General features: G+C 67.2%; 23 protein-coding genes, 2 tRNA genes and 1 riboswitch. Of the genes, 2 read left to right on the top strand and 23 right to left on the bottom strand.

Going from position 1 to position 26,033, the window contains the following annotated elements:
• Nucleotides 1-30: 30 nt before the first annotated feature.
• The 7 genes from UC32_RS13200 to UC32_RS13170 all read right to left on the bottom strand — a co-directional run bounded on the left by UC32_RS13200 (nt 31) and on the right by UC32_RS13170 (nt 6,494).
• A complete protein-coding gene (locus UC32_RS13200) occupies nt 31-993 on the bottom strand; it encodes a methylenetetrahydrofolate reductase (RefSeq protein ID WP_045731660.1) in 963 nt (320 codons plus the stop codon).
• A gap of 342 nt (nt 994-1,335) precedes the next feature.
• Nucleotides 1,336-2,178 (bottom strand): hypothetical protein, encoded by an 843-nt coding sequence (locus UC32_RS13195; protein WP_052690586.1) that lies wholly within the window; start codon nt 2,176-2,178, stop codon nt 1,336-1,338.
• Nucleotides 2,175-3,125 carry a vWA domain-containing protein gene (locus UC32_RS13190; protein ID WP_045731659.1) on the bottom strand — a complete coding sequence of 317 codons (951 nt, stop codon included), beginning with the start codon at nt 3,123-3,125 and terminating at the stop codon, nt 2,175-2,177. Before UC32_RS13190 ends, UC32_RS13195 begins: the two co-directional genes overlap by 4 nt.
• The gene (locus UC32_RS13185) at nt 3,122-4,132 is read right to left on the bottom strand and encodes a vWA domain-containing protein (protein WP_045731658.1); all 1,011 of its coding nucleotides are present in this window, start codon (nt 4,130-4,132) and stop codon (nt 3,122-3,124) included. Before UC32_RS13185 ends, UC32_RS13190 begins: the two co-directional genes overlap by 4 nt.
• Nucleotides 4,123-4,593, bottom strand: a complete 471-nt coding sequence (locus UC32_RS13180) for a hypothetical protein (protein WP_045731657.1) — start codon at nt 4,591-4,593, stop codon at nt 4,123-4,125. Before UC32_RS13180 ends, UC32_RS13185 begins: the two co-directional genes overlap by 10 nt.
• Nucleotides 4,583-5,476, bottom strand: a complete 894-nt coding sequence (locus UC32_RS13175; protein WP_045731656.1) for a DUF58 domain-containing protein — start codon at nt 5,474-5,476, stop codon at nt 4,583-4,585. The genes UC32_RS13180 and UC32_RS13175 overlap by 11 nt, the downstream gene beginning before the upstream one ends.
• Nucleotides 5,477-5,486: 10 nt before the next feature.
• Nucleotides 5,487-6,494 (bottom strand): AAA family ATPase, encoded by a 1,008-nt coding sequence (locus UC32_RS13170; protein WP_045731655.1) that lies wholly within the window; start codon nt 6,492-6,494, stop codon nt 5,487-5,489.
• 150 nt (nt 6,495-6,644) lie between these two features.
• On the opposite strand from UC32_RS13170, the gene UC32_RS13165 reads away from it, so the two are divergent.
• Nucleotides 6,645-6,848 carry a hypothetical protein gene (locus UC32_RS13165; RefSeq protein ID WP_015937318.1) on the top strand — a complete coding sequence of 68 codons (204 nt, stop codon included), beginning with the start codon at nt 6,645-6,647 and terminating at the stop codon, nt 6,846-6,848.
• A gap of 29 nt (nt 6,849-6,877) precedes the next feature.
• On the opposite strand, the gene UC32_RS13160 is transcribed toward UC32_RS13165, so the two are convergent.
• From UC32_RS13160 to UC32_RS13150, 3 genes are all read right to left on the bottom strand, one after another.
• Nucleotides 6,878-8,080, bottom strand: a complete 1,203-nt coding sequence (locus tag UC32_RS13160) for an ROK family transcriptional regulator (protein ID WP_045731654.1) — start codon at nt 8,078-8,080, stop codon at nt 6,878-6,880.
• 164 nt (nt 8,081-8,244) lie between these two features.
• Nucleotides 8,245-9,417 (bottom strand): class I SAM-dependent methyltransferase, encoded by a 1,173-nt coding sequence (locus UC32_RS13155; RefSeq protein ID WP_045731703.1) that lies wholly within the window; start codon nt 9,415-9,417, stop codon nt 8,245-8,247.
• A gap of 74 nt (nt 9,418-9,491) precedes the next feature.
• Nucleotides 9,492-10,574 (bottom strand): FAD-dependent oxidoreductase, encoded by a 1,083-nt coding sequence (locus UC32_RS13150; protein WP_045731653.1) that lies wholly within the window; start codon nt 10,572-10,574, stop codon nt 9,492-9,494.
• Nucleotides 10,575-10,654: 80 nt separating this feature from the next.
• On the opposite strand from UC32_RS13150, the gene UC32_RS13145 reads away from it, so the two are divergent.
• Nucleotides 10,655-12,007 (top strand): SAM-dependent methyltransferase, encoded by a 1,353-nt coding sequence (locus UC32_RS13145; protein WP_045731652.1) that lies wholly within the window; start codon nt 10,655-10,657, stop codon nt 12,005-12,007.
• A gap of 58 nt (nt 12,008-12,065) precedes the next feature.
• On the opposite strand, the gene UC32_RS13140 is transcribed toward UC32_RS13145, so the two are convergent.
• The 13 genes from UC32_RS13140 to UC32_RS13080 all read right to left on the bottom strand — a co-directional run bounded on the left by UC32_RS13140 (nt 12,066) and on the right by UC32_RS13080 (nt 25,796).
• Nucleotides 12,066-12,138, bottom strand: a tRNA-Ala gene (locus UC32_RS13140).
• A gap of 210 nt (nt 12,139-12,348) precedes the next feature.
• A tRNA-Ala gene (locus tag UC32_RS13135) sits at nt 12,349-12,421 on the bottom strand.
• Between the two features lie 114 nt (nt 12,422-12,535).
• Entirely contained in the window at nt 12,536-12,925 is a 390-nt protein-coding gene (rsfS, locus tag UC32_RS13130; protein ID WP_045731651.1) for a ribosome silencing factor, read from the bottom strand.
• Between the two features lie 37 nt (nt 12,926-12,962).
• Nucleotides 12,963-14,414 (bottom strand): hypothetical protein, encoded by a 1,452-nt coding sequence (locus UC32_RS13125; protein ID WP_045731650.1) that lies wholly within the window; start codon nt 14,412-14,414, stop codon nt 12,963-12,965.
• Nucleotides 14,415-14,421: 7 nt separating this feature from the next.
• Nucleotides 14,422-15,072: a nicotinate-nucleotide adenylyltransferase gene (gene nadD, locus UC32_RS13120; RefSeq protein ID WP_268157358.1), complete on the bottom strand. Its 651-nt coding sequence runs from the start codon at nt 15,070-15,072 to the stop codon at nt 14,422-14,424.
• A gap of 13 nt (nt 15,073-15,085) precedes the next feature.
• Nucleotides 15,086-15,325, bottom strand: coding sequence for a hypothetical protein (locus tag UC32_RS13115; protein ID WP_045731649.1), 240 nt, complete (start codon nt 15,323-15,325; stop codon nt 15,086-15,088).
• Nucleotides 15,326-15,404: 79 nt separating this feature from the next.
• Complete coding sequence (locus tag UC32_RS13110) at nt 15,405-16,781, bottom strand: glutamate-5-semialdehyde dehydrogenase (protein WP_045731648.1); 1,377 nt, start codon at nt 16,779-16,781, stop codon at nt 15,405-15,407.
• Between the two features lie 26 nt (nt 16,782-16,807).
• Nucleotides 16,808-17,959 carry a glutamate 5-kinase gene (gene proB / locus UC32_RS13105; protein ID WP_045731647.1) on the bottom strand — a complete coding sequence of 384 codons (1,152 nt, stop codon included), beginning with the start codon at nt 17,957-17,959 and terminating at the stop codon, nt 16,808-16,810.
• Nucleotides 17,949-19,538, bottom strand: a complete 1,590-nt coding sequence (gene obgE / locus UC32_RS13100; protein WP_045731646.1) for a GTPase ObgE — start codon at nt 19,536-19,538, stop codon at nt 17,949-17,951. Before obgE ends, proB begins: the two co-directional genes overlap by 11 nt.
• A gap of 113 nt (nt 19,539-19,651) precedes the next feature.
• On the bottom strand, nt 19,652-19,915 hold the full coding sequence (gene rpmA / locus UC32_RS13095) for a 50S ribosomal protein L27 (protein WP_009372867.1): 264 nt from the start codon (nt 19,913-19,915) through the stop codon (nt 19,652-19,654).
• Nucleotides 19,916-19,975: 60 nt separating this feature from the next.
• The gene (gene rplU, locus UC32_RS13090; protein ID WP_015937330.1) at nt 19,976-20,284 is read right to left on the bottom strand and encodes a 50S ribosomal protein L21; all 309 of its coding nucleotides are present in this window, start codon (nt 20,282-20,284) and stop codon (nt 19,976-19,978) included.
• 333 nt (nt 20,285-20,617) lie between these two features.
• Nucleotides 20,618-22,174 carry a bifunctional hydroxymethylpyrimidine kinase/phosphomethylpyrimidine kinase gene (thiD, locus tag UC32_RS13085; RefSeq protein ID WP_152642616.1) on the bottom strand — a complete coding sequence of 519 codons (1,557 nt, stop codon included), beginning with the start codon at nt 22,172-22,174 and terminating at the stop codon, nt 20,618-20,620.
• Nucleotides 22,157-22,255, bottom strand: a riboswitch (TPP riboswitch). (Overlaps the previous gene by 18 nt.)
• Before the next feature lie 115 nt (nt 22,256-22,370).
• Nucleotides 22,371-25,796, bottom strand: a complete 3,426-nt coding sequence (locus UC32_RS13080) for an Rne/Rng family ribonuclease (protein WP_045731645.1) — start codon at nt 25,794-25,796, stop codon at nt 22,371-22,373.
• Nucleotides 25,797-26,033 lie beyond the last annotated feature (237 nt).

Genomic DNA, 26,033 nt, shown 5'->3' with positions numbered 1-26,033 from the left:
ACCGGTGGTTGAGCCCGTCAGGCCCGGGGCTCAGCTGGCGAGCTCCGTCCGGACGGCGGCGTTGCGGCTGCCCGCACGGCTGTGCCGGGGAAGGGACAGCTTGTCCAGCACCTCCAGCGCGCTCTGGTGCTCATTGAAGGTGTAGAGGTGGATTCCGGGAGCACCGGCATCCAGTGCGGCGTTGGCCAGGTCCACGGTGGCATCGACGCCGACGCGGACGCGCTCAATGTCCGTATCGGCCGCGGCCAGACGCTCAATGAGTTCCGCCGACGGTTCCACGCCGGCAAGTTCACCCAGCCGCTCTACCCGGCGAAGGCTGGTGAACGGCATGACACCCGGGATGATCGGGATGGTCACTCCGGCGCGGCGTGCCCGGGTAAGGAGGTCCGAATACTGCGAAGAGTGGAAGAACACCTGGCTGATGGCGAAATCCGCACCAGAGCGCTGCTTCGCCAGCAGGACCTCGACATCGTGTTCCTCGCTGGGTGATTCAGGATGCCGGGCGGGGTACGCCGCGACTCCCACTGCAACCTTGCCCGCACACAGCAGGGCCGACCGGCGCTGCTCCACTCGGCGGATCAGTTCGATCAGGTCCTGGGCGTAGCGCAGGGAGCCGTTGACGGGCTGGCTTGCATCGTTGGGAAGGTCGCCGCGGAGGGCGAGGATCCCGCGCACGCCGGTGTCCAGCAGCTGGCCGATGACGCCGGCGAGCTGCTCGGGGGTGTTGCCCACGCAGGTGAGGTGCGCCAGCGGCCGGAGGGTGGTTTCCTGGAGGAGCCGGTCTATCAGCTCGATGGCCGTGTTCCGGTTCGACCCGCTGGCACCGTACGTGACGGAGACGTAGTCCGGTTCCGTGGTTTCCAGTTCCCGGATGGTGGTCCACAGCGTCTCGGCAGCGGCCGGCGAACGGGGTGGAAACAGTTCGTAGGAGAGCGCCACCGGGGCTGCGTCTGGAAGGTTTGGCTGTGCGTCAGTAAGGCTTGGCGGTGACATTTGCGTCCTCAGCTTTGGGCCATTGGAGCTCCCTGCGGATGAAGCTGCAGTGAAACGGCAATGGATTTGAGTTTGGGAAACACGGAAGAACTCCACAGGGACGCAGCCGCGAAGGCCACGCCTGTGCTGAAGTTGTCCGTGAGCAAATGTCAGGCCCACATGGGGGCACCCACACCCTCCGAACGGAGGATCGCTGACACATTACCAAGGTAACTTGCCTACGACTCTATGAGCGGGCCGGCGGCCCGATCAAGCAGGCTCCGAATTAAGACTCACTTTTACGCCCTGTTCCGGTGCCCCGCTGAAGATTGTTCGCTCCGGCTGACCCACGCCGCCGCTGGTCTACCAGGGCCGGTCCGGACCCTGGTTGTACCCGGTGTCGTTGAGGTAGTCCTCCCGTTCCCGTCCGCTGTTGCGTTCGCGCTGGGACTGCCTGGCGCTTTCCTCGAGTTGTTCCAGCTGGCTTTGCTGCGGCGGGTCCGCCTCTTTTTCAGCGGGGCCAGGATCCTCTGTGGGCTGTTGTGCAGCGCTGCCATCATTGCCGGCGGCTTCCAGTTTCCCGGCCAGGCGGCCGCCGGCTTCGTCCAGCCGCTCCCCTGCGGAACCATCACCTGTCCCCGAGGCACCGGTAAAGCAGCCGTCGGGTGCCGCTTTGACGACGCCCAGCGCGTCGGAAAAAAGCGCCGCGGCCGACGCCGGATCATCCGCGCGCAGCTTGTCGTCGCCCAGGCGTTCGGTCGCCAACACAAGGTTCACCCTGATGATGCAGGAATCGGAGTCCCCGGCTGCGGCTCCGGGAACCAGCTCCAGGGCTTCCGCGAAACGCTGCCGGGCAGCGTCGAAGTTCCCGCCGAGGACTTCGGCGTCCCCGGCGGCGAACGGGGCCTTATGTGGCTCAGGAATATTGAGGGGCTGCAGCCAGCTGGCAGCGGACCCGGCAGCAGCGGCATCCCTGGCGTCAAACGCCGCGGCTGCCTGTCCGCCGAGGACGCCCAGGCTCAGGAGCTTGGCGGCGATGCTTAGTACCAGGATGACCGGAACGGCCGAGCCCACCAGCAGCAGGCGCCGCCTGCGCAGCCGCCCAGTGCCCTGGCGCTGCTCCTTTCCGTTGCCCCGGTCCACGCCGGCCACTCCCGTGGTGTGGTGCTGGGGCCCGTTGGGCGGCAAGGTTTTGGTGGCGGTCATGGGACGCGTTCCCCGCGTTCCGCTGCCTTGGCCGGGGCGGGAGGCGCTGCACGGGGCAGTTCCCGGTACCGGCGGATGATCATTACCGCATCCGGAAGGGCGAGGGCGAAGGCTCCTGCCGCAAACAGCCAGTACAGCTCCGTCCGGCCTTCCAGGGAATCGCCGCTTCGCTCGAGGCTTCCTGTTCGGGCCTCCTGCATCATGGGGCCAGCGGGGTCTCCGGCTTGCCGGTGGACGTACGGTACGCCCAGTTGCCCGGCAACGTCCTGCAGCCGCGGCTCATCGATGCGGGACAGTGCGTCCGCCCCGCCACCGTCACGAACGTAGGGCGCGTCCGTGGTTTCACCCGGATCACCGGAGTTTTCCTTCATGCGGGCACCGGCGGCGGTGCCGTACCCCAAAACCGCTCCCCCGGCCACCAGGCTGCCGTCCAGGTTGAAGCGTTCCGGCTCCTTGCCGCTGGTCTGCTCGCCGTCACCCAGGTAGAACACCAGCCGCGGGCGTTCCGGGTGGCTCTCACGCGCAGCGTCGAGGCGCTCGGAAAGGACCTGGCGGGCGGCCGTGATGCTGCTGCCCTTGGCGAAGGAGGTTACCTGCGGCTCAAGGACGGTGACCATTGTCTGCAGTGCCAGGGTGTCGGTGGTCAGGGGCATGCGGACGAAGGCTTTCGTGTCGAAGGTGATCAGCGAAAACCGTGCCCCGGGCAGTTCCTTGGCAATGGCCATGATGTCCTGCCGGACACCATCCATCCGCGGGGCTGAGGTCCCGTAATCTTCGGCCACCATGCTGGTGGTGGTGTCCACCACGAAAAAGACATTCAGGTCCGCGGTGGCGGCCTGCGAGGTACCGCCGGGCAGGGCGGGGCGGCACAACGCCGCGGCCAGGAACACCGCCAGCAGGCCGCGGCGCAGCCAGTGGCGGCTACCCGTGAGCCGGATCCGGGTCATAGCCGCATCCTCCACAGGGCCGCGCCGAGCGTTATTCCGGAAAGGACGGCCACCCCCAACGGCAGGACCGGCTGGTCCGAGACCACCGCCCTGGGGGCGCCTTTCAGTGCGGTGGCTTCTGTTTCCTGCACAGCGGTGACGATTCCCGGCACCGCTCCCGGATTGTCCAGTGCATAGTACGAACCGCCCGTGGATTCCGCTGCCGTCCGCAGCTGCGCCCCCGGCTGTCCGGGATCAGAACCGTAGTCCAGGTCCCCCGGGTTCAGTGCGTACACGCGCACCGTTCTGTCCTGGGCCAGTGCCGCAGCCTGCGGAAGCGTCAGGATCGGGTTGCCGGATACATAGTTGTCAGTGGCCAGGACCACCGACCGGGAGCGCTTCGCTTCGGGGCTGTCCGCCCTTGTGTCGCTGTCCTGGGTGCGGGGGAACCCGCTGAGGCAGGAGGCCAGCCCGTCGCCAATGAGCGAGGAGCCGCGACCGCCCCAGGTGCCGTCCAGGAAACCGGAACCTCCGGGTTTGCCGTCGAAGGCGTCGCGTGCGAGCAGCAGCTGTTCGCGGGCATAGCCGTAGTCGTCCGTCAGCGGGAAGACCTGGCTGCCGGTGCTGTCGAAGATGGTCAGGCCAATCCGTTCACCATCGAATTCGCGGGCCAATTCGGCGAAGACTTCCACCACGGCAGCGTCGGCACTGCTCATGGAGCCTGAGACATCCAGGCACAGCATGATGTCACGGTTGCGCTGCTCCGGCACCGTGGTGGTGAGCTGGACGGGTCGCGCCGCTGCAACAGCGGCTGACGCCAGCAGCGCAGCGCAGGCGAGCCCGGCCACGGCGAGCCACCGTCGGTGGCGCCGTAGGGCGTCCTGGTACTCGGGCAGCATGGTGAGGCGGTCGCTGTGGGCGGCAGGCCGGCGTCGGACGTCTGGCTTTCGTCTCCGGATGGCGGTCCAGGCTGCTGCGGCGGCCGCCACTGCCGCTGCGGGGAGGACCCACCAGAACATCAGCTCCATGTCCGCACCGTCTCCCGGGCCACGGCCGCGGCGGCCGAGACGGGTGGCAGCGGTTCCGGACCGAATTCCCCCGGGTAGATGGCGCCGACCGCGGCGGCGGCCGCGGGCAGGGGGTGCCGTTCCAGGTCGGCTCGCGTCATCCGCGGGGCATCCACGCCCGAGGCGTCGCGGACGAAACGGCGCAGCAGGTGGCTGATGTCCTGATGGGCGGCACGGGCCTCCGTGGTTCCGGCGGCGGCGTCCTGTTCGGCGTCGTTGATGCGCTGGATGTAGGCGGCTTTAAGCGCAGCGAGGTCCGTCAGCTGGGCAGGCCGCTGGTTGTCGGCGGCGGGCCTTTGCCGGCGGGTGGAGGCGAAAACGAAGACGTACCAGGCGGCCACGAGCACTATCAGGGCGAACCCGGCCCACATCCATGCCGGGCTGTACTGGAGGGGGCCGAAGAAGGCGGGCTCATCCTGCACGGCGGTGCCTTTCCAGGAGCGCGAAGAGCGCGCTGACCACATCACGGCTGCCGTCCACTGTCCCCTCGGTGATGCCGGTCCGCCGCAGCATGGTGTTCCGGGCGGCATCCCGTTCGGCGGCGGCGTTGGCGTAGGCGGCGGCAATGGCCTCCGTGGCGGCAATGTGCATTGGGAGGACAACTGAGTCGCTGACGCTGAAGAACCCGGCGCCGCTACTGGGGGTGGCTCCGGAGGGCACCAGATCCGCGTCCCTGATGGTAAGCCAGAGGATTTCGTGCTGCGCCCGGAGCCTGCGGAGGAGCTGCTCCAGGGCGGGGGACGCCGGGATTTCGTCCGCGACGACGAAGAGGAGGTTGCGTCCTTTGACGGTGCGAGCCACGTGGTCCAGCTGGTCCTCGATCCTGCTGGGGGCGGCGTCCAGCCCGGCATGGGAGTCGACGTGCCGGAGGAGCCGCTCGAGGTGGGCTTCGCCGGCCTTCGCGGGAATGGTGCCGGTGGCGGCAGAGTCACCGCTGACCAGCCCCACCACGTCGCCGTGCCGGTACGCCAGGTAGCCGGCCACGCCCAGGGCCATGACGGCGATGTCCTTCTTAACCTCGCCTGACCGCGAGACAGCTGCCATGTTCCGCCCTGTGTCAGCGACCAGGATGAGTGTTTGCCGCCGGACTGCGACATAGCGGCGGATTAAGGGCGATCCGTGCCGGGCCGAGGCTTTCCAGTCGATATCGCGGACCTCGTCACCCGGAACGTAGGCGCGCAGGTCATCAAAGTCGAGGCTGCGTCCGCGGAAGACTGAACCGTACTCGCCGTCGAGCATTCCCCGGGCTTTGCGGTGGGCGAAGATGGCCATCTTCGATTTCACCCTGGGCAGGAGGCTGGTCATCCCGGCGGCCTCAGGGGGTCTGGACGGCGGCGACGACGGCGTCGATCACCGTTTCAACCGGCACCTGCTCCGCGACGGCGTCAAAGTTGAGGATGATCCGGTGGCGCAGCACCCGGTGCGCCAGGGCCTTGACGTCCTCCGGAATAACGTGGTCGCGGCCGTGCAAAAGGGCCACGGCCCGGGCGGCCTGGCTGAAGGCGATGCTGGCACGGGGGCTGGCGCCGAACTCGATGAAGTCCGCCAGCCGCCGGTCAATGTACTGGCCCGCATGACGGGTGACGAACACCAGGCCCACGATGTAGTTGACAATCGCGGGGTCGAGGTAGATGCGCCGGACCAGGTCCTGCGCTGCCCTGACCGCGTCCAGCGATACGGCGGCAGCCGGCACCTGCTCCGGGTTGAAAACGTCGGCGTCGATGCGCCTGATGATTTCCGCCTCTTCCGCCGGCGACGGATAGTCCAGCACGTCCTTGAGCATGAAGCGGTCCATCTGGGCTTCGGGCAGCTGGTAGGTGCCCTCCTGCTCGATCGGGTTTTGCGTGGCGAGCACCAGGAACGGGGACGGAAGTTTGTAGTCCTGGCCGCCGATGGACGTCTGCCGCTCCTGCATGGCTTCGAGCATGGCACTCTGGGTTTTGGCGCTGGAGCGGTTGATCTCGTCCAGCAGCACGATATTGGCGTGCACCGGGCCAAGCTGTGTCACGAAGGTGCCCTTGGCGGCGTCGTAAATCTGCGTTCCCACGATGTCGCTGGGCAGGAGGTCCGGGGTGCACTGGATGCGGCTGAATCCGGCGCTGACCGCCTCTGCCACAGTTTGTGCCGCGGTGGTTTTGGCCAGCCCTGGAACGCTTTCGAGCAGGACGTGGCCGCCGGTCAGCAGGCCCACCAGCAGGGATTCGCGGAGCCTGGCCTGGCCCACAACCTTGGCCTCAAAGCTGCGGGAAATGCCGGCCACCACCTGCTGCGCCCGGGCCAGTTCGGCCGGTTCGATTCCTGCGGACGCGCTGGTTTGAAGCACTGGATTCCCCCTGGTGGCTGATCGTGGCGCGGTGGGCCTGCCCGTCACGCTCCGCCAGCAATCCTATCCACATCCGGTGCGCCACGTCCCGGCAGCGCGGCCTGATGGGGACCCCTCCCCATCCAAGGCACGCAGGTCTATCCTTTTGCCATGAGCGAGCTTCCAGCCAGTTACAAGGAATTTCTTTCCGACAAAAGCGAGCTGTTCATCAGCACAGTAAAGCCTGTCCTGCAGCAGTCGGCAGCGGACAAGCTCCACGGTGTCCGGGTCACCTACAACCCCGGATCCACCGGCCACCAGGCGCATGTGGATGACACCCTGCCGTTCGGTGTGGTCTTCGAAGACATCGACTGAAACGGCGGATCCTGCGGGGCGCGGCGCCCCTAATTTTCCAGCAGGAGCCGCTGCGCCCGTGGCGCCAGGGTGTGTTCCAGGACCAGTGACGCTGCCCCGATCGCACCCACATCCTCACCCACTCCTGTGCCCACCACTTCGATGGGGTGGATAAGCCGGGCGGCGCTGTTCGCCTCGAGCAGCGGAGGCACCTTGGCCAGGAACCGGTCCGCCATACCGCTCCAGAAGGGGCCGCCGAACACTACCCGCTCCACGTCCAGGGTGTTGGTCACCACGGAAATGGCGCGGGCTACCAGTGTTGCGGATTTGTCGATGATGGCCATGGCGCGTTCGTCGCCGGAGTCGGCCAGTTCGCACAGCCTCGCGAAGCTCTGCTGGACCTCCGCGCCGCTGTTGCCGGGCCTGGTGCCGTTCAGGATGCCTGCGGCCTCCGCTTCAGCCACCAGGACCTGCGGGATGCAGGACGATTTAACACAGCCTCGCAGCCCGCAGTCGCACGGGGGGCCGTCCGGGTCCACCATGATGTGGCCAATCTCCCCGGCGTTGCCTGACGTGCCGCGGATGACTTCGTCGTTCAGGACGATGCCGCAGCCGATGCCGGTACCCATATACATGAACACGAAGCTGCCGGCGCCGCTCGGGCCGCCGGCCCAGGTTTCGGCCACAGCGGCGCTGGTGACGTCCTTGTCCACCAGCACGGAGTAACCGGTGGCCTCGGACAGGGCATTGCGCAGCTCCACCCGGTCCCACCCCGGAAGCAGCGGCGGGTCCACCACGGTTCCGTTGTCCAGGTCGATGGGACCGGGCGCAGCCACGCCGAGTCCGGCAATCCGGTCCTGGTCCACGCCGGATTCCTCCACCACCCGGGCAACCTGGGCGGCGATGGTGGCGATGACAGCTGACGGATCGTTGCCGCCGGGAGTGTCGATCCGCGCGTGCTGGACGACTGATCCCACCAGGTCCATGACCACGAAGGTGGTCACGGCGGGGTCGAGGTGGACGCCGACGGCATACATGCCCTTGGGGTTGAGGCGGAGGATGGTCCGGGGCTTGCCGGGACCGCTGCCTTCCTTGCCGGCTTCGACAATCAGGTTCTGGTCCAGCAGGCGGCGGGAGATGTTGGAGATGGTCTGCGGCGACAATCCCACGATCTGGGCCAGCTCAACCCGGCTGAGTCCGCCCGAGGTCCGGCGGATGGCGTCAAGGATGACTGTGAGGTTGAAATCCCCCATCCGTGGCAGGTTGGTTCCGCGCCTCGGTGAGGACTGGCGGATTTCAGACACGGTTACCCCTAAACGTCTTGGGCCACGTAGTTGTGGTGCTGCTTGAATCGTACGTTACGCGTGGGCACAGACCCATAGCCGGGTTGGCTGCCCGGCGTGGCGGCGGCCCATGGCTATTCGGGGGACCGCCGGACACTGCGCGTGACGGTGAATTTGGGGTTGCTCCCCTCCACGGTGGTGGGCCCGACCGCCCGTTCCAGGGTGGGCAGATAGGCCAGGTGCCTGTTGTAGACGGTCCAGAGTTCACCGCCGGGAGCGAGGACCCGCCCGGCCGCCTCAATCAGCTTCAGGCCGGCCCCCGCGTGGACCCCTGCGCCTACGTGGAACGGCGGATTCAGCAGGACCAGGTCGGCGCTGGCGCCGGCCATGGTGCCCAGGGCATCATCCTGCAGCGTGCTGATCCGCCCGTCGAGCCCGTTTGCCCGGGCCGTGGCGAGTGCGGAGGCTACGGCCGCGGCCGACTGGTCCGTGGCGGTCACCTCCGCCTCCGGGTATTCCCTGGCGTACATGGCGGCGAGGATTCCTGTCCCGCAGCCGAGGTCCACCGCGTGCCGGGCCGCTTTCATGGCCGGAAGGAAGGTCAGCAGGAACCGGGTGCCGATGTCCAGTTTGGGGCCAGCGAACACGGCTCCGTGGGCTGCCACGTCCAGGCCGAGTTCGTCGAGGTGCACGACGACGGGAAAGGACGTGGGCGGCTGGGACGCCTTCGCGTGGGAAGCCACTATGACGCGGGACTTTTGCTTGGCCAGCTGGGGCTGGACCGAGTCGAAATACCGTTCGAGGACGCCGTTCATGCCGAGCGACATGTGTTTCACCCGCCCGCCGGCGAGCAGCACGGCCCCGGGGGCCGCATGGCGGGCAACTGCGGCGGCCACTTCATCCAACTCGGCCAGGGTCTTCGGCAACTGCAGCAGTACGGTGTCCGCCCCGGCGAGGAGTTCGGCGCCGAGCGGCAACTGGCGGAACTCCGGCACCCGGCCGCTGCCGGCGTCGTCCGTCTCCTGTGTTGCCCGCCAGGCGAGGGTGTTCTGCCGCAGGGCTCGTTCGCCGGTGACCAGGTCCTGGTGCACGCGCAGCGCGGCCGGTTCCAGCATCTCAAGGGCGCCCAGTGTGAGGGCGCCGTAGCGGTCGCCGATGACGGTGACCGCACTGCCGGGGCGGACCGTAGCTGCGGCGGTTTCCAGCAGGAGCCTGTCCGTGGCATCCCACGCCTGCAGGTTGGGGGCCTCCACGTCAGGGTGCCGCCGAAGGACCCCGAGGATCCGGTCAAGACTGTCTGTTGCCACGTGTTCCCTGCCGTTGTTCGCTAGCTGCGGGGTGTCCTCCACCCGCGCATTGTTCGTTGTCCGCTCCCCCGGGGTCAGCCCCAAGGTACCGGCTCCGCTGCCGGCGCCAATCCGGGCAGCTTAAGAATCGCCGCAACTGCCGCCCGGCCGGCCCGGTTGGCGCCGATGGTGGACGACGACGGGCCGTAGCCCACTAGGTGGACGCGCGGCTCGGCTGCCACCTGTGTCCCGTCCATGGCGATTCCACCGCCCGGCCCGCGAAGGTGCAGCGGAGCCAGGTGTTCCAACTCTGCCCGGAACCCGGTGGCCCAAAGGATGACATCCGCCGCGAGGAATCCGCCGTCCGCCAGCCGGACGCCGCCGGGCTCGATGGCGGTGAACATGGGCTGCCTGTCGAGGGCGCCGCGGGCCGCCGCGGCCCGGAGCGCCGGGGTCCGGATCAGTCCGGTCACCGACACCACGCTTTGCGGCGGCAGGCCTTTCCGGACCCGCTCCTCGACGAGTGCCACGGCGTCGTGCCCGGCACGGGCGTCGAATTCGTCGTCGCGCCAGACAGGCTCGCGGCGGGTAAACCAGCTGGTGGAGGTGACCTGGGAGATTTCGTCGAGGAGGCCGACAGCCGAGATGCCCCCGCCCACCACAATGACATGCTTGCCGGCGAATTCGGTGGCGGAGACGTAGTCCGCGACGTGCAACTGCCTGCCACGGAAGGTGTTCCGGCCCGGGTAGATGGGCCAGAACGGCCTGGTCCAGGTGCCGGTGGCGTTGATGAGGGCCAGGGCGCTCCAGTCCCCGATGGACGTGTCCACGCGGAGCCTGCCTGCGGGGTCGTCGTCTTCGCGGCTGACCGACGAGACCTTGACGGGCCTACGGACTGTCAGCCCAAGTTCCTGTTCGTAGTCTCCGAAGTAGCGGGTGAGGAATTCCGAACTGGGTTCGCGGGGGTCCACTGCGGGCTTGGCGATGCCCGGCAGGTCGCTGATTCCGTTGACAGTGCCCATGCGGAGGCTCTTCCAGCGGTGGCGCCATGCGCCGCCTGGCCCGGCCTCGGCGTCGAACATCTCATATGCAAGCCCTCGGCGCTGCAGGTGGAAGGCGGCGGATAGTCCGGCCTGCCCCGCGCCGATCACCACAACATCGGTTCGGGCAGCAATCACTCCCCCATGATAGCCGGGCGGGACGTCCGGGCCTTAGGGTGGGCCCATAGAGGCCCGGCCAGCGATTCCGGAGGACGAAAATGGCACCAACAACACGCAGCACGGCGGACAACAGCGGGGGCAGTGCGGCCAGGCTGGCCAAGGCTTTGGCTATTGTCCTTGGCACGCCTGACGTGCCCTTGCGGCTGAAAGCCTGGGATGGGTCCGAAGCAGGACCCCAGGATGCTCCCGTCCTGGAATTCCGGTCGCGTCGGGCGCTGCGGCGGATCCTGTGGTCGCCGGGCCAGCTGGGACTCAGCCGTGCCTACGTGGCCGGGGAACTCGACGCACCGGGCGACATTTTCGCCGCCTTCACGGCCCTGAGTTCGGCGGGCAACTTTGCAGAGCCCGGGCCGTTCCGCCGGCCGACCGCTTCCGAGCTGCTGACGCTGGCGGCGACGGCCGTGCGGCTTGGCGCGGTGGGACCCAACCCGTCGCCTCCACCTGAAGAGGCCCGCGTCGCCCGTAAAGGCCGGGTGCACACCCGCCGCCGCGACGCCGCGGCAATTTCCCACCACTACGACGTCGGCAACGACTTTTACGCCCTGGTCCTGGGCAATTCAATGGTCTACTCCTGCGCCGTCTGGCCGTACGCACCTGGTGCAACCGGAGAGACCGGCACCGGCGGCAGCCGGGCCGGCGCCGACGGCCTGGATGCTGCGCAGGAGGCCAAGCTGGATCTCGTGTGCCGGAAGCTGGGTCTGCAGCCCGGGATGCGCGTGCTTGATGTGGGCTGCGGCTGGGGCAGTTTTGCCCTGCATGCGGCGGGAAAATACGGTGTCACCGTACTGGGCGTGACGTTGTCTTCGGAACAGGCCAACCTGGCACGGAAACGGGCAGCTGAGGCTGGCCTGACCGAGAAAGTGGAGATCCGGGTCCAGGATTACCGGGACGTGGCGGACGGGCCGTTCGACGCAATCAGCTCCATCGGAATGTCCGAGCATGTGGGGCGTGAGCAGACGCCCGGCTACGCCTCCGCCCTGTATTCCCTGCTCCGGCCCGGCGGCAGGCTCCTGAACCACGCGATTTCCTGGAACGCCGGACCCACCGACCCGGATCCCGACTCATTCATTCCCCGGTACGTGTTTCCTGACGGGGAGATGATCAGCCTGGGCGAAATGGTGGTGGCGCTCGAGGGATCGGGGTTTGAGGTCCTTGATGTTGAAACGTTGCGGCAGCACTACGCCTTGACGCTGCGTGCGTGGGTGCGGCGGTTGGAAGAGAACTGGGACCGGGCTGTGGCCCTGAGCAGCCTTGGCCGCGCCAGGGTCTGGCGGCTGTACATGGCCTCGAGTGCCATCGGTTTTGAGAACGGCCTGACCGGGGTAAACCAGGTCCTGGTGCAACGTCCCGGCGGCACCGAACCCCCGCTTCGCCGCACGGCGTGGATATAGTCCCACCACCGGATACGACAAAGGGAACCATCACAGGTGATGGTTCCCTTTTGTTCCGTGGAGCTGAGGGGACTCGAACCCCTGACCCCCTGCATGCCATGCAGGTGCGCTACCAGCTGCGCCACAGCCCCGGAAATCTGCTGTTCCGGTCGGTTTCTCCGGAGCAACCTGACCAGCTTAATGCACTTTCCGCGTACCACCAAATCGCCCCTGCGAACGGGCCGCCGCAGCGTACGGAGGCTGCCTGCTCCGTCTCTCCGCGTGGACCTCCGGACGCCGCACCACTTCCGGGGACACAAAAAAATCCGCCGGAATCATGATGATTCCGGCGGATTATCCGGTGGAGCTGAGGGGACTCGAACCCCTGACCCCCTGCATGCCATGCAGGTGCGCTACCAGCTGCGCCACAGCCCCGAACTGCTGCCGCTCCTTGGAGCGTTTTTCGGGTTTCCCCGAAGCAACTCCAATATCTTAGATCAGCGGTTCCGAGAATTCCAAATCGGGAATACTCCGCGGAGCGGCGCGGGTTTATTCGCCTTCCGACGTGGCCGCGGCAGCGTCTTCCAGCTGCAGGTCCACCACCGGGCAGTCTTTCCAGAGCCGCTCGAGCGCGTAGAAGACACGGTCCTCTTCGTGCTGGACGTGGATGACGATGTCGGAGTAGTCCAGGAGGACCCAGCGGCCGCCGGAACGGCCTTCGCGGCGGACGGGCCGCAGGTCCTGCTTGGCAAGTTCTTCTTCGACGCCGTCCACGATGGCGTTCACCTGACGCTCGCTGGGAGCTGATGCGATGAGGAAAACGTCCGCCAGTGCCAGGCGTTCGCTAACGTCCAGGGCAACAATGTCTTGGGCAAGTTTGTCCGCGGCAGCCTTGGCGGCGTCGCGGGCAATGGTGATGGATGTATCTGATGCAGTCACTGGACTCCTCGTTGATGGAAAAACAGGGGGCGGCAGGTCAGGGATTCATGCCGCTGATGATAAGGACGACGCCGGACACCAGGGCCACGACACCGAAGGCCAGGATGCAGAACTGGAGGATGCGGTTGCGCCTCGCGCGGCCCAGGCCCGCGGTGGCTGCATCCAGGGGTTCCAACCCGTAGGCCGAGCTGGCCGGGACCCGCGGAACGTCCTCGAAGGTCGCCTGGCTGTCCGGGAAGACTACTGGCTTGGGCCGGGTGGCCGCCTTAGCCGCCGCTTCCGCCCGCGCAATGACCTGCGACCGGCCGGACACCGGATCGGCGGCACGGCCAGTCCTGGCAGCCGGCTTCTTCTTGCCCCCACCGGCTGCAGGAACCTTGGTTCCCGGCCGGGTGGTGACCGGAACGTGGGATGTTGCCGGCGGCTTCATGACGGGACGGTCTACGCCGGGAACCTGGACGAATTCCAATGGCGTGACCATAGCCAGGTTGCTTGTGGTGGACGGGCCCGGCCGGTCCTTGGGCGAATTTGCCTTTGGCTCGTTTGCCTTCGGCTGGGAAGCCGCAGGCGCAGCTGCCTTGGGTGGCGGGTTCCCGAAGTGCGCGGCCTTGGGCTGGGCCTGCTTCGACGCCGCATCCGCGGCCTGGTTCTCGCCGGGGGCTGACGTTCCGCTTGTCTGCTCCGCGAGTTTCTGCCGGGCCATAGCGCGCCGGTTCAGCACCGCTGCGCGTTCCGCCAGGGCGATCTGCTCGGCGAGGATCTCCGGATCCACCGCCTCCGGATCCATGGAGGCGATGTGCTCCATCTTGGCGATCTGGTTCTTGGCCTGCTCAGCGATCAGGGAACGGGCGGCCAGGGCCTGTTCAACGGTCATCCCTGCGGGACCGGAAGGAACGCCGGCAGCCTTCGGTGCTGGTGTGCCGGACGGCGCACCCGATGCCGCCGGCGCCTTGCCCTCTCCCCCGGCGGACTGTGCAGCCTTACTGTCGCCGATGGGTCCAGGCCGTGAAGGCGTCTTCGACGGGACAACAGGCGGAGTGGAGGCCGGAGGCACCACCGGGTTGGCCGCCGTGAGGGCCTGCTCCTTGAGCTGCTGCAGGCGGAGCTGGCGGCGGGTGGGAGGACCGCCCGCGGCAAGCTGGCCTTCCTTTTCCTCCAGGTCCTTAATAGTGCGCAGGGCGGCCCTGTCCCGGGCGCGGATTTGCGAAGACCGCTGCGTGTGGGCCGGCACCGCGGCGGGCTGGTCCTCGGGCCGCTGGTCCTCGTCGGGAGCAGCTGCGGGCTTCGCCGCTGCAGGCTTGACGGGAGCAGGCCCCGTGGCGGCCACGGGCTTTTGGGGCTTCCCAGCTGTCCCGGCCTGCGCGGCGGCTGCCGGATTCGCGGTTGGCGAAAGCAGGTCCTTACCCGTGGGGGCAGCCGACTCTTGGGCGGCGTCCCGCGCCCTCCGGAGTTCCCGGCGGCTGCGGATGGGGGGCTGTTCCTGGCTCATTGAGAACTCATTCAGTGCTGGCTCGTTCGCGTGCTTCGGAAGATTGATCGTCCCCGGCTGCCGGGGCGTACAGGCCATACTTCGCGATGTACTGCACCACGCCATCAGGCACCAGGTACCAAACGGGATCATTTCCCGCCACCCGGGTGCGGCAGTCAGTGGAAGAGATGGCCATGGCCGGCACTTCGAGGAGGCTGACGTCGTCGCGCCCCATGCCGTCAAGGACGTGCCCCGGACGGGTGACTCCAACGAAATGGGCCAGGGACCACAGTTCGTCGATGTCCTTCCAGGACAGGATCTGCGCGAGGGCGTCAGCGCCGGTGATGAAGAACAGGTCCGCATCCGGCCGCTGCGCGCGAAGATCGCGCAGTGTGTCGATCGTGTAGGTGGGACCGGGACGGTCCACATCCACCCGGCTTACCGTGAACCGCGGATTGGAAGCGGTGGCGATGACGGTCATGAGGTAGCGGTGTTCCGGCTCGGTGACCCTTTTGTGGGACTTCTGCCATGGCTGTCCGGTGGGGACAAAGACGACCTCGTCCAGGTCGAATTCTGCAGCCACCTCACTGGCGGCAACAAGGTGGCCGTGATGGATGGGATCGAACGTCCCGCCCATCACGCCCAGCCGAATCCGGCCCTTGTCACTGCTCCGGCGCAAAGTGCGGGAAATGTTAGTGGCCCTGCCCGTGATCGTGCTTGTTCGGGTGCTGGCGGTGCGGGTCCGCGTGCTCCTCCGTGGCGGTGTGGCGGTTGCCCAGGTTGTTGTAGGACAACGTGACGAACATCATGACCAGGAGGATCGCGAACATGACGATGCCGAAGACCCACGGCTCAGCCCACAGCGGCGCAAGTTCCTCGTGTTCTGCTTCGCCTGCTGCGGCGATGGTCGTGGCGATCTGCTGGAACAGCATGTTCTCCCCTAGGTTCAAGTATTTTGGGGCAGCGGACTTTCCCGCTGCTTTTTGGCGTCTGGTCTATGTTACCGCGTTGCTACCCGCGGACTTGGCCCTCACCCTGGACGATCCACTTGGTGGTGGTGAGCTCGGTGAGGCCCATGGGTCCGCGGGCGTGCAGCTTCTGGGTGGAAATGCCCACTTCGGCGCCGAGCCCGAGCTCTCCGCCATCGGTAAACCGGGTTGAAGCGTTGACGATCACGGCAGCAGAGTCCACCTCGGCGATGAACCGTTCGGCATTGGCGAGGTCGTTGGTGAGGATTGCCTCGGTGTGGCCCGTGGACCACTTGCGGATGTGGCGGACTGCTTCGTCCAGGCTGTCCACCATTGCTACGGCGAGGTCGAGGTCCATGTACTCCGTGCCCCAGTCCTCGTCCGTGGCGGCGTCAGCAGCTATCGAAGACGGCAGGGCTGCCCGGACCCGTTCATCGGCATGCAGGCGGACACCGGCCTTGCTGAGCGCTTTGGCTACGGCGGGAAGGACGGCGGACCCGGAGTGGACCAGGAGGGTTTCCACGGTATTGCAGACGCTGGGCCGCTGTGTCTTGGCATTGAGGAGGATCTCCACCGCCATGTCCTCATTGGCTGATTCGTCGATGAAGATGTGGACGTTGCCCTCGCCCGTTTCGATGACCGGTACGGCGGAGTTGGTTACCACCGACTGGATGAGGTCACGGCCGCCGCGCGGAATCAGTACGTCAACCCTGCCGCGGGCACGCATCAGGACGGTGGCACCGGCCCGGCCGTACTGGTCCACTGTCTGGACGGCGTCGGCGGGCAGTCCCACTGACTCCAGGGCTTCGCGCAGCACCCTGACCAGGACGCCGTTGGTTGCCTCCGCTGCGCTGCCGCCGCGCAGGATCACTGCGTTGCCGCTCTTGAGTGCAAGTCCTGCGATGTCCACGGTGACGTTAGGCCGGGCCTCGTAGATTGCGGCTACAACACCCATGGGAACGTTGACCTGGCGCAGGCGCAGTCCGTTCGGAAGGGTCTGGCCGCGGACCACGTTGCCTACAGGGTCCGGTAGGTTGGCGAGGTTCTCCAGGGCAGCAACCAGGCCGTCGATGCGGGCGTCGGTGAGGGTAAGCCTGTCCAACAGTGCCGCCGATGTACCGTTGGCTTTGCCGTTGGCGACGTCGCGCGCGTTGGCATCGAGAATGGCGCGGGTGTTGGCCTGCAGCGCAGCCCCCACGGCGCGCAGGCCGCGGTCCTTCCAGGCCCGGTTTGCCATGGCCATCCGGCGGGCGGCGTGGCGCGAACGGTCGGCGATGGCGTGAACCGCAGCCTCAACGTCGGCCTCCGGGAGGTTCCGGTCGCGTGATTCCGGTGCTGCTGCAGGCGTGGCCGGCTGCGCGCCGGCGGCAGCAGCGTCTACGGAGGTGTCAGCAGTGTTGGAAATCAGCGCTTCAGTCATGCTTCAAGTTTAGGCGAGGCCCCGGATCAAACCAGCACCAGGTCGTCAACATGAACAACTTCACGGTCGTAGCCGGTGCCGAGTTCCTCGCCGAGGTCGCGAGTGGACCGTCCCAGCATGCGTGGCAGCTCGTCGGAGGAGTAGTTGACCAGGCCCCGGGCCACGACGGTGCCGTCCGCACCTGCGATCTCGACGGCGTCGCCCGCTTCGAAGGCCCCGTGCACGGCGGATATACCGGCCGGCAGCAGCGAGGTCCGGTGGTGGCGGACGGCCCGGACGGCGCCCTCATCCAGGACCAGCCTGCCCTGGACAGAGGCAACGTGGGCAAGCCACAGCAGGCGGACCGGTTTGCGGGCACCGTTGATGGTGAACCAGGTGCCAACGTCCTCGCCGTTGAGTGCGGCGGCAGCGTTGGGCGTGGAGGTCACCAGGGCGTGAATGCCGGATCCTGCGGCCATGCTGGCCGCCTCGACTTTGGTGAGCATGCCGCCGGTGCCAACCCCGGCTTTGCCGGTTTTGCCGATGGACACTCCCTCGAGGTCGTGCGGTCCTGCCACCACGGGAATGCGCTTCGCCCCGTGGGCCGGCGGACCGTCGTAGAGGGAGTCGACGTCGGAGAGCAGCACCAGCGCGTCCGCGCGGACCAGGTGCGCCACGAGGGCAGCCAGACGGTCGTTGTCGCCGAAGCGGATTTCGTGGGTGGCCACGGTGTCGTTCTCATTCACCACAGGAACCACGCCAAGGTTCAGGAGCCGGTCCAAGGCCCTGAAGGCGTTGGTGTGCTGGCTCCGCCGCATCAGGTCCTCTGCGGTGAGCAGGACCTGGCTGACGGTGACGCCATGGGCTCCAAACGCCTGCGTGTACCGGGCCATGAGGAGTCCCTGCCCCACACTGGCGGCAGCCTGCTGGGTGGCAAGGTCCCGGGGACGCTTCGGGAGGCCAAGCGGTGCCAGCCCGGCAGCGATGGCGCCGGAGGAAACCAGGATGATCTCGGTGCCGCTGTTGCGCTTGGCCGCCAGGGCGTCCGCGAGGGCCGTGAGGGACTCCTCGGAAATTCCGCCCTTGATGCTCGTCAGTGAGGAGGAGCCCACTTTCACCACAACCCGGCGGGCGCCGGCCAGCGCGCTCCTGTCCACGGAACCGGAAGCCGGTTCCGTGGCTATGGACTTAGGACTCATCGCGGGAGTCCAGGCCACTTTCCTTAGTGGGCTTGGCCGCGCGCCGTCCACTGACGGACTCTGTCCAGATGCCGGCCTTGCGTTCGGCCTCGAGTTCGGCGCGGGCTGCGGCCTTGGCATCCCGGCGTTCCTGCTGCTCCTCGCGCTTCTGGCTGCGGGTGGGGCGGTCGCCGGTGTCGGCGAAGCGGATGTCGGTGCCGCGCGGCGACGCCAGCAGTTCGGCACCCGCCATCATGGTGGGCTCCCAGTCGAAGACCACGCCATCGTCTTCACCGATCACCACGGTGTCACCGGGCTTGGCGCCCATCTTGAAGAGTTCGGTTTCCACGCCCAGCCTTGCCAGCCGGTCCGCCAGGTAGCCAATAGCCTCTTCGTTGGTGAAGTCTGTCTGCTTGACCCAGCGCACAGGCTTGTCGCCGAGGACGCGGAACAGCGGCTCGTGGGCCTTCTCCTCGCGGCGGATCCGGAATCCGGTTTCATTGACGGCGCGCGGACGCAGCACGGTGGGGGTAACCTTCGGCGGAGCGGCTTCAACGGCATCCCGTGCGGCCTTGACGATCTCGGCCATGGCGAAGCCGAGCTGCCGCAGGCCCTCGTGGCTGGTAGCTGAGACCTCGAAGACCCGGTAACCACGGGACTCCAGCTCAGGGCGGACGAATTCAGCCATGTCCTTGCCGTCCGGCAGGTCCACCTTGTTCAGTGCCACGAGGCGGGGACGGTGGTTCAGCGGGACCACTTCGCCGTCCTGGCCGGCGTAGCTCATGTCCACCGCATACTTTTCAAGCTCGGTCTCGATGATGGAGAGGTCGGACAGCGGATCGCGTTCGGATTCGAGCGTGCCGCAGTCCAGGACGTGCACCAAGGCGGCGCAGCGTTCCACGTGGCGGAGGAAGTTGTGGCCAAGGCCCTTGCCTTCGCTGGCGCCTTCGATGAGTCCCGGGACGTCCGCGATGGTAAACCGGACGTCGCCTGCCTGGACAACGCCCAGGTTGGGGATGAGGGTGGTGAACGGGTAGTCGGCGATCTTCGGGCGGGCGGCTGACATGGCGGCGATGAGGCTGGACTTGCCGGCGGACGGGAATCCCACCAGGGCGATGTCTGCAATGGACTTCAGCTCAAGGACGATATCGCTGGATTCACCCTCGATGCCGAGCAGGGCGAAGCCTGGCGCGCGGCGCTTCTGCGACGAGAGGGCAGCGTTGCCCAGCCCGCCCGGCCCCCCGGCGGCGGCGACGTATTCGGCGCCCTCCCCCACGAGGTCTGCCAGGACGGTGCCGTCCTTTGACTTCACCACGGTGCCGTCAGGGACGGGCAGGACCAGGGTTTCGCCGTTCTTGCCGCCGCGCCAGTCGCCCATGCCGGGACCGCCGTTGGTGGCGTGCCGGTGCGGGGCGTGGTGGTAGTCGAGGAGGGTGGTGGTCTGGTGGTCCACGCGGAGGATGACGTCGCCGCCGTTGCCGCCGTTGCCGCCGTCGGGCCCGCCGAGGGGCTTGAACTTCTCACGGTGGACGGAAACGCAACCGTGGCCGCCGGTACCGCCGGATACGTGCAGTACTACCCGGTCTACAAAGCTGGCCACGTAATTCTCCTCAGTGTCGTGTGGGCGCCCATGGACGCCCTATCGATTGTAATGCGCTTAAAAGAACAGTGGAGCGGGCCAACTGGCCCGCTCCACCGCTTCAGAACTGGTTGTTACTCTGCAGCTGCAGCAGCAACGATGTTGACGACGCGACGACCGCGGCGGGTACCGAATTCAACGGCGCCCGGGGTCAGTGCGAACAGGGTGTCGTCGCCGCCGCGGCCAACGCCGGCGCCCGGGTGGAAGTGGGTGCCACGCTGGCGGACGATGATCTCGCCGGCGGAAACTACCTGGCCGCCGAAGCGCTTGACGCCGAGGTACTGTGCGTTGGAGTCACGACCGTTGCGAGTGGAGCTCGCGCCCTTTTTATGTGCCATTTGAAATGCCTGCCTTTAAATTCTGGGGAATCTGCTGAAAACCTGAACAGTAACCGGAAGTTACTTGATGCCAGTGATCTTGACCTTGGTCAGTTCCTGACGGTGACCCTGGCGCTTCTTGTAACCGGTCTTGTTCTTGAACTTCTGGATGACAATCTTAGGACCACGGAGGTCCTGGAGGATTTCAGCCGTAACGGTCACCTTGGCCAGGTCAGCAGCGGCAGTGGTGATCTTGTCACCATCAACCAGGAGCAGTGCGGGCAGCTCGATGGTGCTGCCAGCCCCACCGGCGACGCGGTTCAGGGTAACGAAGTCTCCAACGGAAACCTTCTCTTGGCGGCCGCCTGCGCGGACAATCGCGTACACCACTTGGGAACTCACTTCTCTCGACGTTTATAACTAAAATTGCGTGCGGCACCCGATGCACTTGCTGGCTGGGTTCCCGCTGTGCCTCAACGCCGTGGATTTCCCGAAGGTCTCCATGAGTTATCCCGCAGGACTGCCTAGTGTTTTCCACGTTGGCATGCTCCCGGGGTCATAACCCAAGTGTTGGCGTAAGCACCGAAGATCCAGAATACGCTAATTCCGTCTCCGGTCGCAAATGAGGCTGGCTCCGGCGGGTCGGCTGTGATAGGAACCACAGACATCGTCCGCCACCGGGGCCGTGCCACACCATAGTACCGGCAGCGCGGCCCGTTGGCTTCAGGAATGGAGCCGCGGCGCGTCGAAGAAATCCACTTCCAGCCGGCAGGACTGCCGGAATGCGGTGGCCATGGCCTGCCGCTCGAGATCGGAGGCCTTCCGTGCCGCGTCGTCCACCACAGCTGTGGCCCGGCGCGTTGCCTCCGCAAAGTCCTCGTCGGCATAGGTCCGGAGCCACTCGGCGTAGGGGTGCCCTGCCGGTTCTCCGTCCGCCAGGAACCTGGCATGGAGCGTCTTCCCGGCTTCCGCATACAGCCAGAAACACGGCAGGACAGCTGCCGCCAGGACCGCATAGCTGCCCGACGCCGAAGCTGCGGTCAGATGGTCCACGTAGGCCTTGGTGACAGGCCCCAGTTGGGGACTGACGGTGCGGGTGCTCAGCCAGGAACGGTGCAGTTCCGACTCCACTTCGAGGCATTGCTGGGCAGATCCCGCCCAGAACAGCTGCTCGGATTCCGTAGGGGCCAGCGCGCTGGCCCGGGCGAGGACGCGCGAGTACCCGTTCAGGTAGATGGCATCCTGCGCAAGGTAATACGCGAACTCGCTTTCCGGAAGTGCCCCCGAGGCCAGGCCCTGGATGAAGTCCAGGGCGTAGATCGACTCAAGGTGGGCGTCGGCATCCTCCCGCAGCTGCGCCGTGAAGCCGCCTGGCCGAAGGGCTTGGCTGATGTGGTGGAAATGGTGCACAGGCCCGTTGCCGCTTCCCACCTCCAGCGCAGCAGACGCCGCCAACGCCCCTGCAAGCCAGGGTTTCACTTCCCGAAGGGCTGCTTCCCAGTTGCCTACCCGTGCCTGGACTGTTGCCATGGCGGAGGACAGGGAGCAGCCGGTGCCATGGCTGTTGCGCGTGGCCACCCGCTCCCCCGGGACTTCGATGATGTCCGCGGACAGCGTGCCGGCCGGGCCGATCAGGGCGTCGGGGCAGCTGCTGTCCTGCAGGTGGCCGCCCTTGACCAGCACGGCAGTTCCGGTGGCATCTGCAAGCCGCCTGCCCTGTTCCAGTGCCGCCTCCCAGGTGTCCTGTACATCTTCTTCCAGAAGCATGGCCAGCTCTGCCAGGTTGGGGGTGACCAGGTGGGCAAGCGGCACCAGGTTGCGGAGCGCGGCTTCGGCGCTCTCCTGCAAAAGCCGGTCGCCGCTGGTGGCAACCATGACGGGGTCCAGGACCACGACGGCGGGGCGCACCTTCTCCAGCCAGGCGCGCACGGCGGCGATCACCCCGGCGTCGCCCAACATGCCAATCTTGACCGCGTCGATGTGGATGTCGTCGCTGATGGCCGCCAGCTGCTGTGCCAAAAAGGATGCCGGCGGAACGTGGACGGCGCTAACACCGCGGGTGTTCTGGGCCGTGAGGGCAGTGATGGCGGCCATGCCATAGCCGCCGTGCGCCGCGATGCTTTTGAGGTCCGCCTGGATGCCGGCACCACCGGAAGGGTCCGAGCCCGCGATGGCAAGGACGCGGGGCACGTCCCGGCCGGCAGCCGGCAGTGAGGGCAAGGAGGGAGTGGGCAGCGGGGTGGCTGCGGGCGTGGCAAGGGTCGTAGACAAAAGAGACATCCCTTCGCCGGTACTAACCGGACAGGTTCAACGGGTGTGGATCTCAGCCGGGCCTGGTGCGCGGCACCCCGTGTCGGTCCCCAGCCTAGCCGGTGGACGGCAGTCAACCGAAAGGTGACTGAACCTGTTAAGTGCCCTGCTGGGGCCGTTGCCTGTTAACGGCAGATGGCCGGGCATCTGCCGTTCAGGGGTCCGGTCAGAGCTCGGAAGCGGGAACCCCTACGCCCAGGATGATGGGCGCATCGGCTTTGGCTGCCTGTTCTGCCGGCGCGGCAGGCTCGGGTGCCTTGGCGGCATGGGAGTGGCCTTCGCTGGCCGACGGGACGTTCTCGTGGTGTTCCACGGTGGTCTCGTTGGCAGCGCCCTGTGCCCGGCTTGCGCTGCGGTTACGCCGCGGACGGCGCTGCCGCGACAGGTCCGGGGCCGCTGCAACAGACTGCTGGGGTGCCGCAACCACTGCCTCCGCCGGTTCGGGCGTGGCCGGCGCGGCTTGGGCCGTGCCGGACTCCTGCGACTGGCTGCCAACAGGCGAAGCCGGCTGGCCCAGGTGGGCGAACGCTTCGGCCAGCCGGTCGAGCGACAGTGCAGGTGAGGACTGCTGGTCGTCTGCGTGCTCAACGAAGGGCAGTGCGACCTTCTCGCCGCCGAACGTCAGGACAGCCGCGGGGCGTGCCGGCGTCCCGTCGTCGTGCTTCTCCGTGGTGCCCGCGTCCTGCAGGGCAGGGGCCTGCCGTGCAGCCACCTCGTCATCGTGCAGGTGTGCGGCATGCGCAGCAGCGGCAATGTTCGCCAGGGCCAGCCTGGTGGCTTCAGCCTTGGCGTGGCGTTCGGCCTCGTGCGGGTCCGGCTGGACGGGGTGGGCGGCCACGGCTGCAGGTGCGGGTGCCGGTTCGGCCGCCTGGCCGCCCCGTCCCCGGCGGCGCTTGCGTTCGCCGCGGTTGCCTTCCTGGTTGCCGTCGGTGCGCTGGCCCTCATGGCGCTGACCCTCGCTGCGGTTGCCCTCGTTCCGGTTCCCGATGGTGCGGGCATCCGAACGGTTATCTGAGCGGTGGACGTGCTGTTCAGCCGCCACAATGTTGGCGCGGCGGTGCTCCACGGGGTCGTCGTGGGTGACGACGCCGCGGCCGGCGCAGGCTTCGCACTGCTCGCCGAAGACTTCGAGGAGCCCGGTGCCCATGCGCTTGCGGGTCATCTGGACAAGTCCCAGCGAGGTGACTTCCGCCACCTGGTGCTTGGTCCGGTCACGGCCCAGGCATTCCACCATGCGGCGCAGGACAAGGTCGCGGTTCGATTCCAGGACCATGTCGATGAAGTCGATCACGATGATGCCGCCGATGTCGCGCAGCCGCAGCTGGCGCACCACTTCCTCGGCCGCTTCGAGGTTGTTCTTCGTGACGGTCTCTTCGAGGTTGCCTCCGCTGCCGGTGAACTTCCCGGTGTTGACGTCCACCACGGTCATGGCTTCGGTCCGGTCGATCACCAGCGAACCGCCGGAGGGCAGGAAGACCTTGCGCTCGAGGGCCTTGTGGATCTGCTCATCAATCCGCCAGGCAGCGAAGATGTCCTGGTCCTTGGTCCACTTTTCGAGGCGACCCACCAGGTCCGGAGCCACATAGGTGACATAGGCCTCGATAGTGTCCCAGGCTTCCTCACCGGAAACGATCAGCTTGGAGAAGTCCTCGTTGAAGACGTCACGGACCACTTTGATGGTGAGGTCGGGCTCGCCGTACAGCAGCTCCGGAGCCAGGACCTTGGTGGAGGAGGACTGGCTTTCGATGCCTTCCCACTGGGCACGGAGCCGGTTGATGTCGTGGGTCAGCTCCTCCTCGGACGCCCCTTCAGCCGCCGTGCGCACGATGACGCCCGCTTGCTCCGGGAGGCGGTCCTTGAGGATGCGCTTGAGCCTGTTCCGCTCGACGTCGGGCAGCTTGCGGGAGATTCCGGTCATGGAGCCGCCGGGGACGTACACGAGGTAGCGGCCGGGCAGCGAGATCTGGCTGGTCAGCCGGGCGCCCTTGTGGCCCACGGGGTCCTTGGTCACCTGGACCAGGACGGTGTCGCCGGACTTCAGCGCGTTCTCGATGCGGCGCTGCTTGCCTTCAAGGTTGACGGCTTCCCAGTTCACTTCGCCCGCGTACAGGACGGCGTTGCGGCCGCGTCCGATGTCCACGAAGGCGGCCTCCATGGAGGGCAGCACGTTCTGGACCTTGCCCAGGTAAACGTTGCCGATCAGCGAGTCCTGCTGGGTCTTGGACACAAAGTGCTCGGCCAGGACGCCGTCCTCAAGGACACCGATCTGGATTCTGTCGTCGCGCTGGCGGACAATCATCTGCCGGTCCACGGATTCGCGGCGGGCCAGGAACTCCGCTTCGGTAATGACAGTGCGGCGGCGGCCTGTGTCCCGGGATTCGCGGCGGCGCTGTTTCTTGGCTTCCAGCCGGGTGGAACCCTTGACGCTGGTCACCCGGTTGCTGGCGGGCGCCTCGCTGACGGCACGCGGTGCGCGCACGCGGGTAACGGTGTTGGGCGGGTCGTCGTCGTTGCCGCCGGTCAGTTCAAGGTCCTGGTCACCGCGGCGGCGACGCCGGCGACGCCGGGACGTCACCCCGTCCTCCGCCGGACCGGTTTCTTCCCCGTCTGATTCGTCAGCGGCGTCGTCCGCGTCGGAGCCTTCGGTTCCGGCGTCCTCGCGTTCGTCCAGCCGGCTGCGTCCCCGGCGGCCACGGCTGCGGCGCCGGCGGCGGCCGGAGGATTCCTCGGATTCGTTGTCCTCGGCGTCGTCTTCGTTCTCGCCCTGTTCCGCTGCGGCGGGCGCAGCGGGGCGGACAACGGTGCTCAGGTCCGGCGCCTGGAACAGCATGGAGGTGGGCGAGGCGGGCTCGAGGAACAACGAGGCGAACGCGCCAGGTTCCTCCCCTGCCGGGGCAGCTGCGGCGGCTTCGGCCGGCGCGGCAGCTGAGTCTCCTGCTGCAGCGGGAACCGCCGTGCCCTGGGCCTGCGCCGGCCCGTCAGTGGCTGCGGCTTCGTCAGCGTCGGGTTCCTGTTCTGCAGCCGTGGTTACTGCCGCCTGCACGGCCGCTTTCCGGGCTGTGGCACCCCGGTCCGCCGTTTCAGCGTCCAGCGCGACAGCGGTGACGGGCTGTTCCTGTGCAGCGGCAGGCGTTTCCGCGGTGGCCTGCGTTTCTGCAGGGTCCCCCGCAGGGGCAGCCTTCCTCGTGGCAACCCTGCGGCGGCGGACCGGCTTGGTCTCGGCGGGTTCCACGAGTACTTCACCGGCCGCAGTCGCTTCTTCGGCGGTAGCCGCGTCAGCGGCCGCACCGGAGTCGGCAGGTTCTGCATCGGTGGCGAACGCGGGCAGCGGCTCGGCGGCGTCTGCCTTCTTCTTGGCCCTGGGCCGCCGGGCGGCGGCCTTGGCCGGGGCTGCGGGGGCGTCCGCAGTTTCGGGCGTCGCAGCGGCGGAGGGGGCTTCGTCCGTGGCCACGTCAGCGGCGGGGGCTGCGGCTACTGCGTCATCGGCTTTCGGCGCTGCCTTGCGTCGGGTCCGGGGAGCCTTTTTGGGTTCGGCCGCGGCTTCCACAGCCGGTTCAACCTCGTTAACGGAAAGCTCTGTTTCATTGTTCATCTGTGGCAACACTCCTGCCCCTGACGTACCGCCACATCCGGCACCCATTGGGGCACATATTGTCAAAACCCGCAGGCGCTGACAGAAGTCAAGTGGATACTCCCAGGTTCGCACCGGCATTGGGGTGCGGCAGCCCGTAGGAGCCAGCGGAACGTTCTGAAACCCGTTGTTCTACACGTCACAACCAGGTGCCGTCCAATGGAGTTGCGGGAGTGTCGGAAAGATCCGAAGCCTGCC

It is taken from the genome of Pseudarthrobacter chlorophenolicus (assembly GCF_000962805.1).
Taxonomy (GTDB): Bacteria; Actinomycetota; Actinomycetes; order Actinomycetales; family Micrococcaceae; genus Arthrobacter; species Arthrobacter chlorophenolicus_A.
The sequence above is the reverse complement of the archived record's forward strand: the minus strand, read 5'-3'. Positions and strand labels throughout refer to the sequence as shown.

What these genes read in the sequence shown, in the direction of transcription:
- UC32_RS13200 (WP_045731660.1), bottom strand. Translation starts at nt 993, where the DNA reads ATGTCACCGCCAAGCCTTACTGACGCACAGCCAAACCTTCCAGACGCA.
- UC32_RS13195 (WP_052690586.1), bottom strand. Translation starts at nt 2,178, where the DNA reads ATGACCGCCACCAAAACCTTGCCGCCCAACGGGCCCCAGCACCACACC.
- UC32_RS13190 (WP_045731659.1), bottom strand. Translation starts at nt 3,125, where the DNA reads ATGACCCGGATCCGGCTCACGGGTAGCCGCCACTGGCTGCGCCGCGGC.
- UC32_RS13185 (WP_045731658.1), bottom strand. Translation starts at nt 4,132, where the DNA reads ATGGAGCTGATGTTCTGGTGGGTCCTCCCCGCAGCGGCAGTGGCGGCC.
- UC32_RS13175 (WP_045731656.1), bottom strand. Translation starts at nt 5,476, where the DNA reads ATGACCAGCCTCCTGCCCAGGGTGAAATCGAAGATGGCCATCTTCGCC.
- UC32_RS13165 (WP_015937318.1), top strand. Translation starts at nt 6,645, where the DNA reads ATGAGCGAGCTTCCAGCCAGTTACAAGGAATTTCTTTCCGACAAAAGC.
- UC32_RS13160 (WP_045731654.1), bottom strand. Translation starts at nt 8,080, where the DNA reads ATGGGGGATTTCAACCTCACAGTCATCCTTGACGCCATCCGCCGGACC.
- UC32_RS13145 (WP_045731652.1), top strand. Translation starts at nt 10,655, where the DNA reads ATGGCACCAACAACACGCAGCACGGCGGACAACAGCGGGGGCAGTGCG.
- UC32_RS13125 (WP_045731650.1), bottom strand. Translation starts at nt 14,414, where the DNA reads ATGAGCCAGGAACAGCCCCCCATCCGCAGCCGCCGGGAACTCCGGAGG.
- UC32_RS13115 (WP_045731649.1), bottom strand. Translation starts at nt 15,325, where the DNA reads ATGCTGTTCCAGCAGATCGCCACGACCATCGCCGCAGCAGGCGAAGCA.
- UC32_RS13110 (WP_045731648.1), bottom strand. Translation starts at nt 16,781, where the DNA reads ATGACTGAAGCGCTGATTTCCAACACTGCTGACACCTCCGTAGACGCT.
- proB (WP_045731647.1), bottom strand. Translation starts at nt 17,959, where the DNA reads ATGAGTCCTAAGTCCATAGCCACGGAACCGGCTTCCGGTTCCGTGGAC.
- rpmA (WP_009372867.1), bottom strand. Translation starts at nt 19,915, where the DNA reads ATGGCACATAAAAAGGGCGCGAGCTCCACTCGCAACGGTCGTGACTCC.
- thiD (WP_152642616.1), bottom strand. Translation starts at nt 22,174, where the DNA reads ATGTCTCTTTTGTCTACGACCCTTGCCACGCCCGCAGCCACCCCGCTG.
- UC32_RS13080 (WP_045731645.1), bottom strand. Translation starts at nt 25,796, where the DNA reads ATGAACAATGAAACAGAGCTTTCCGTTAACGAGGTTGAACCGGCTGTG.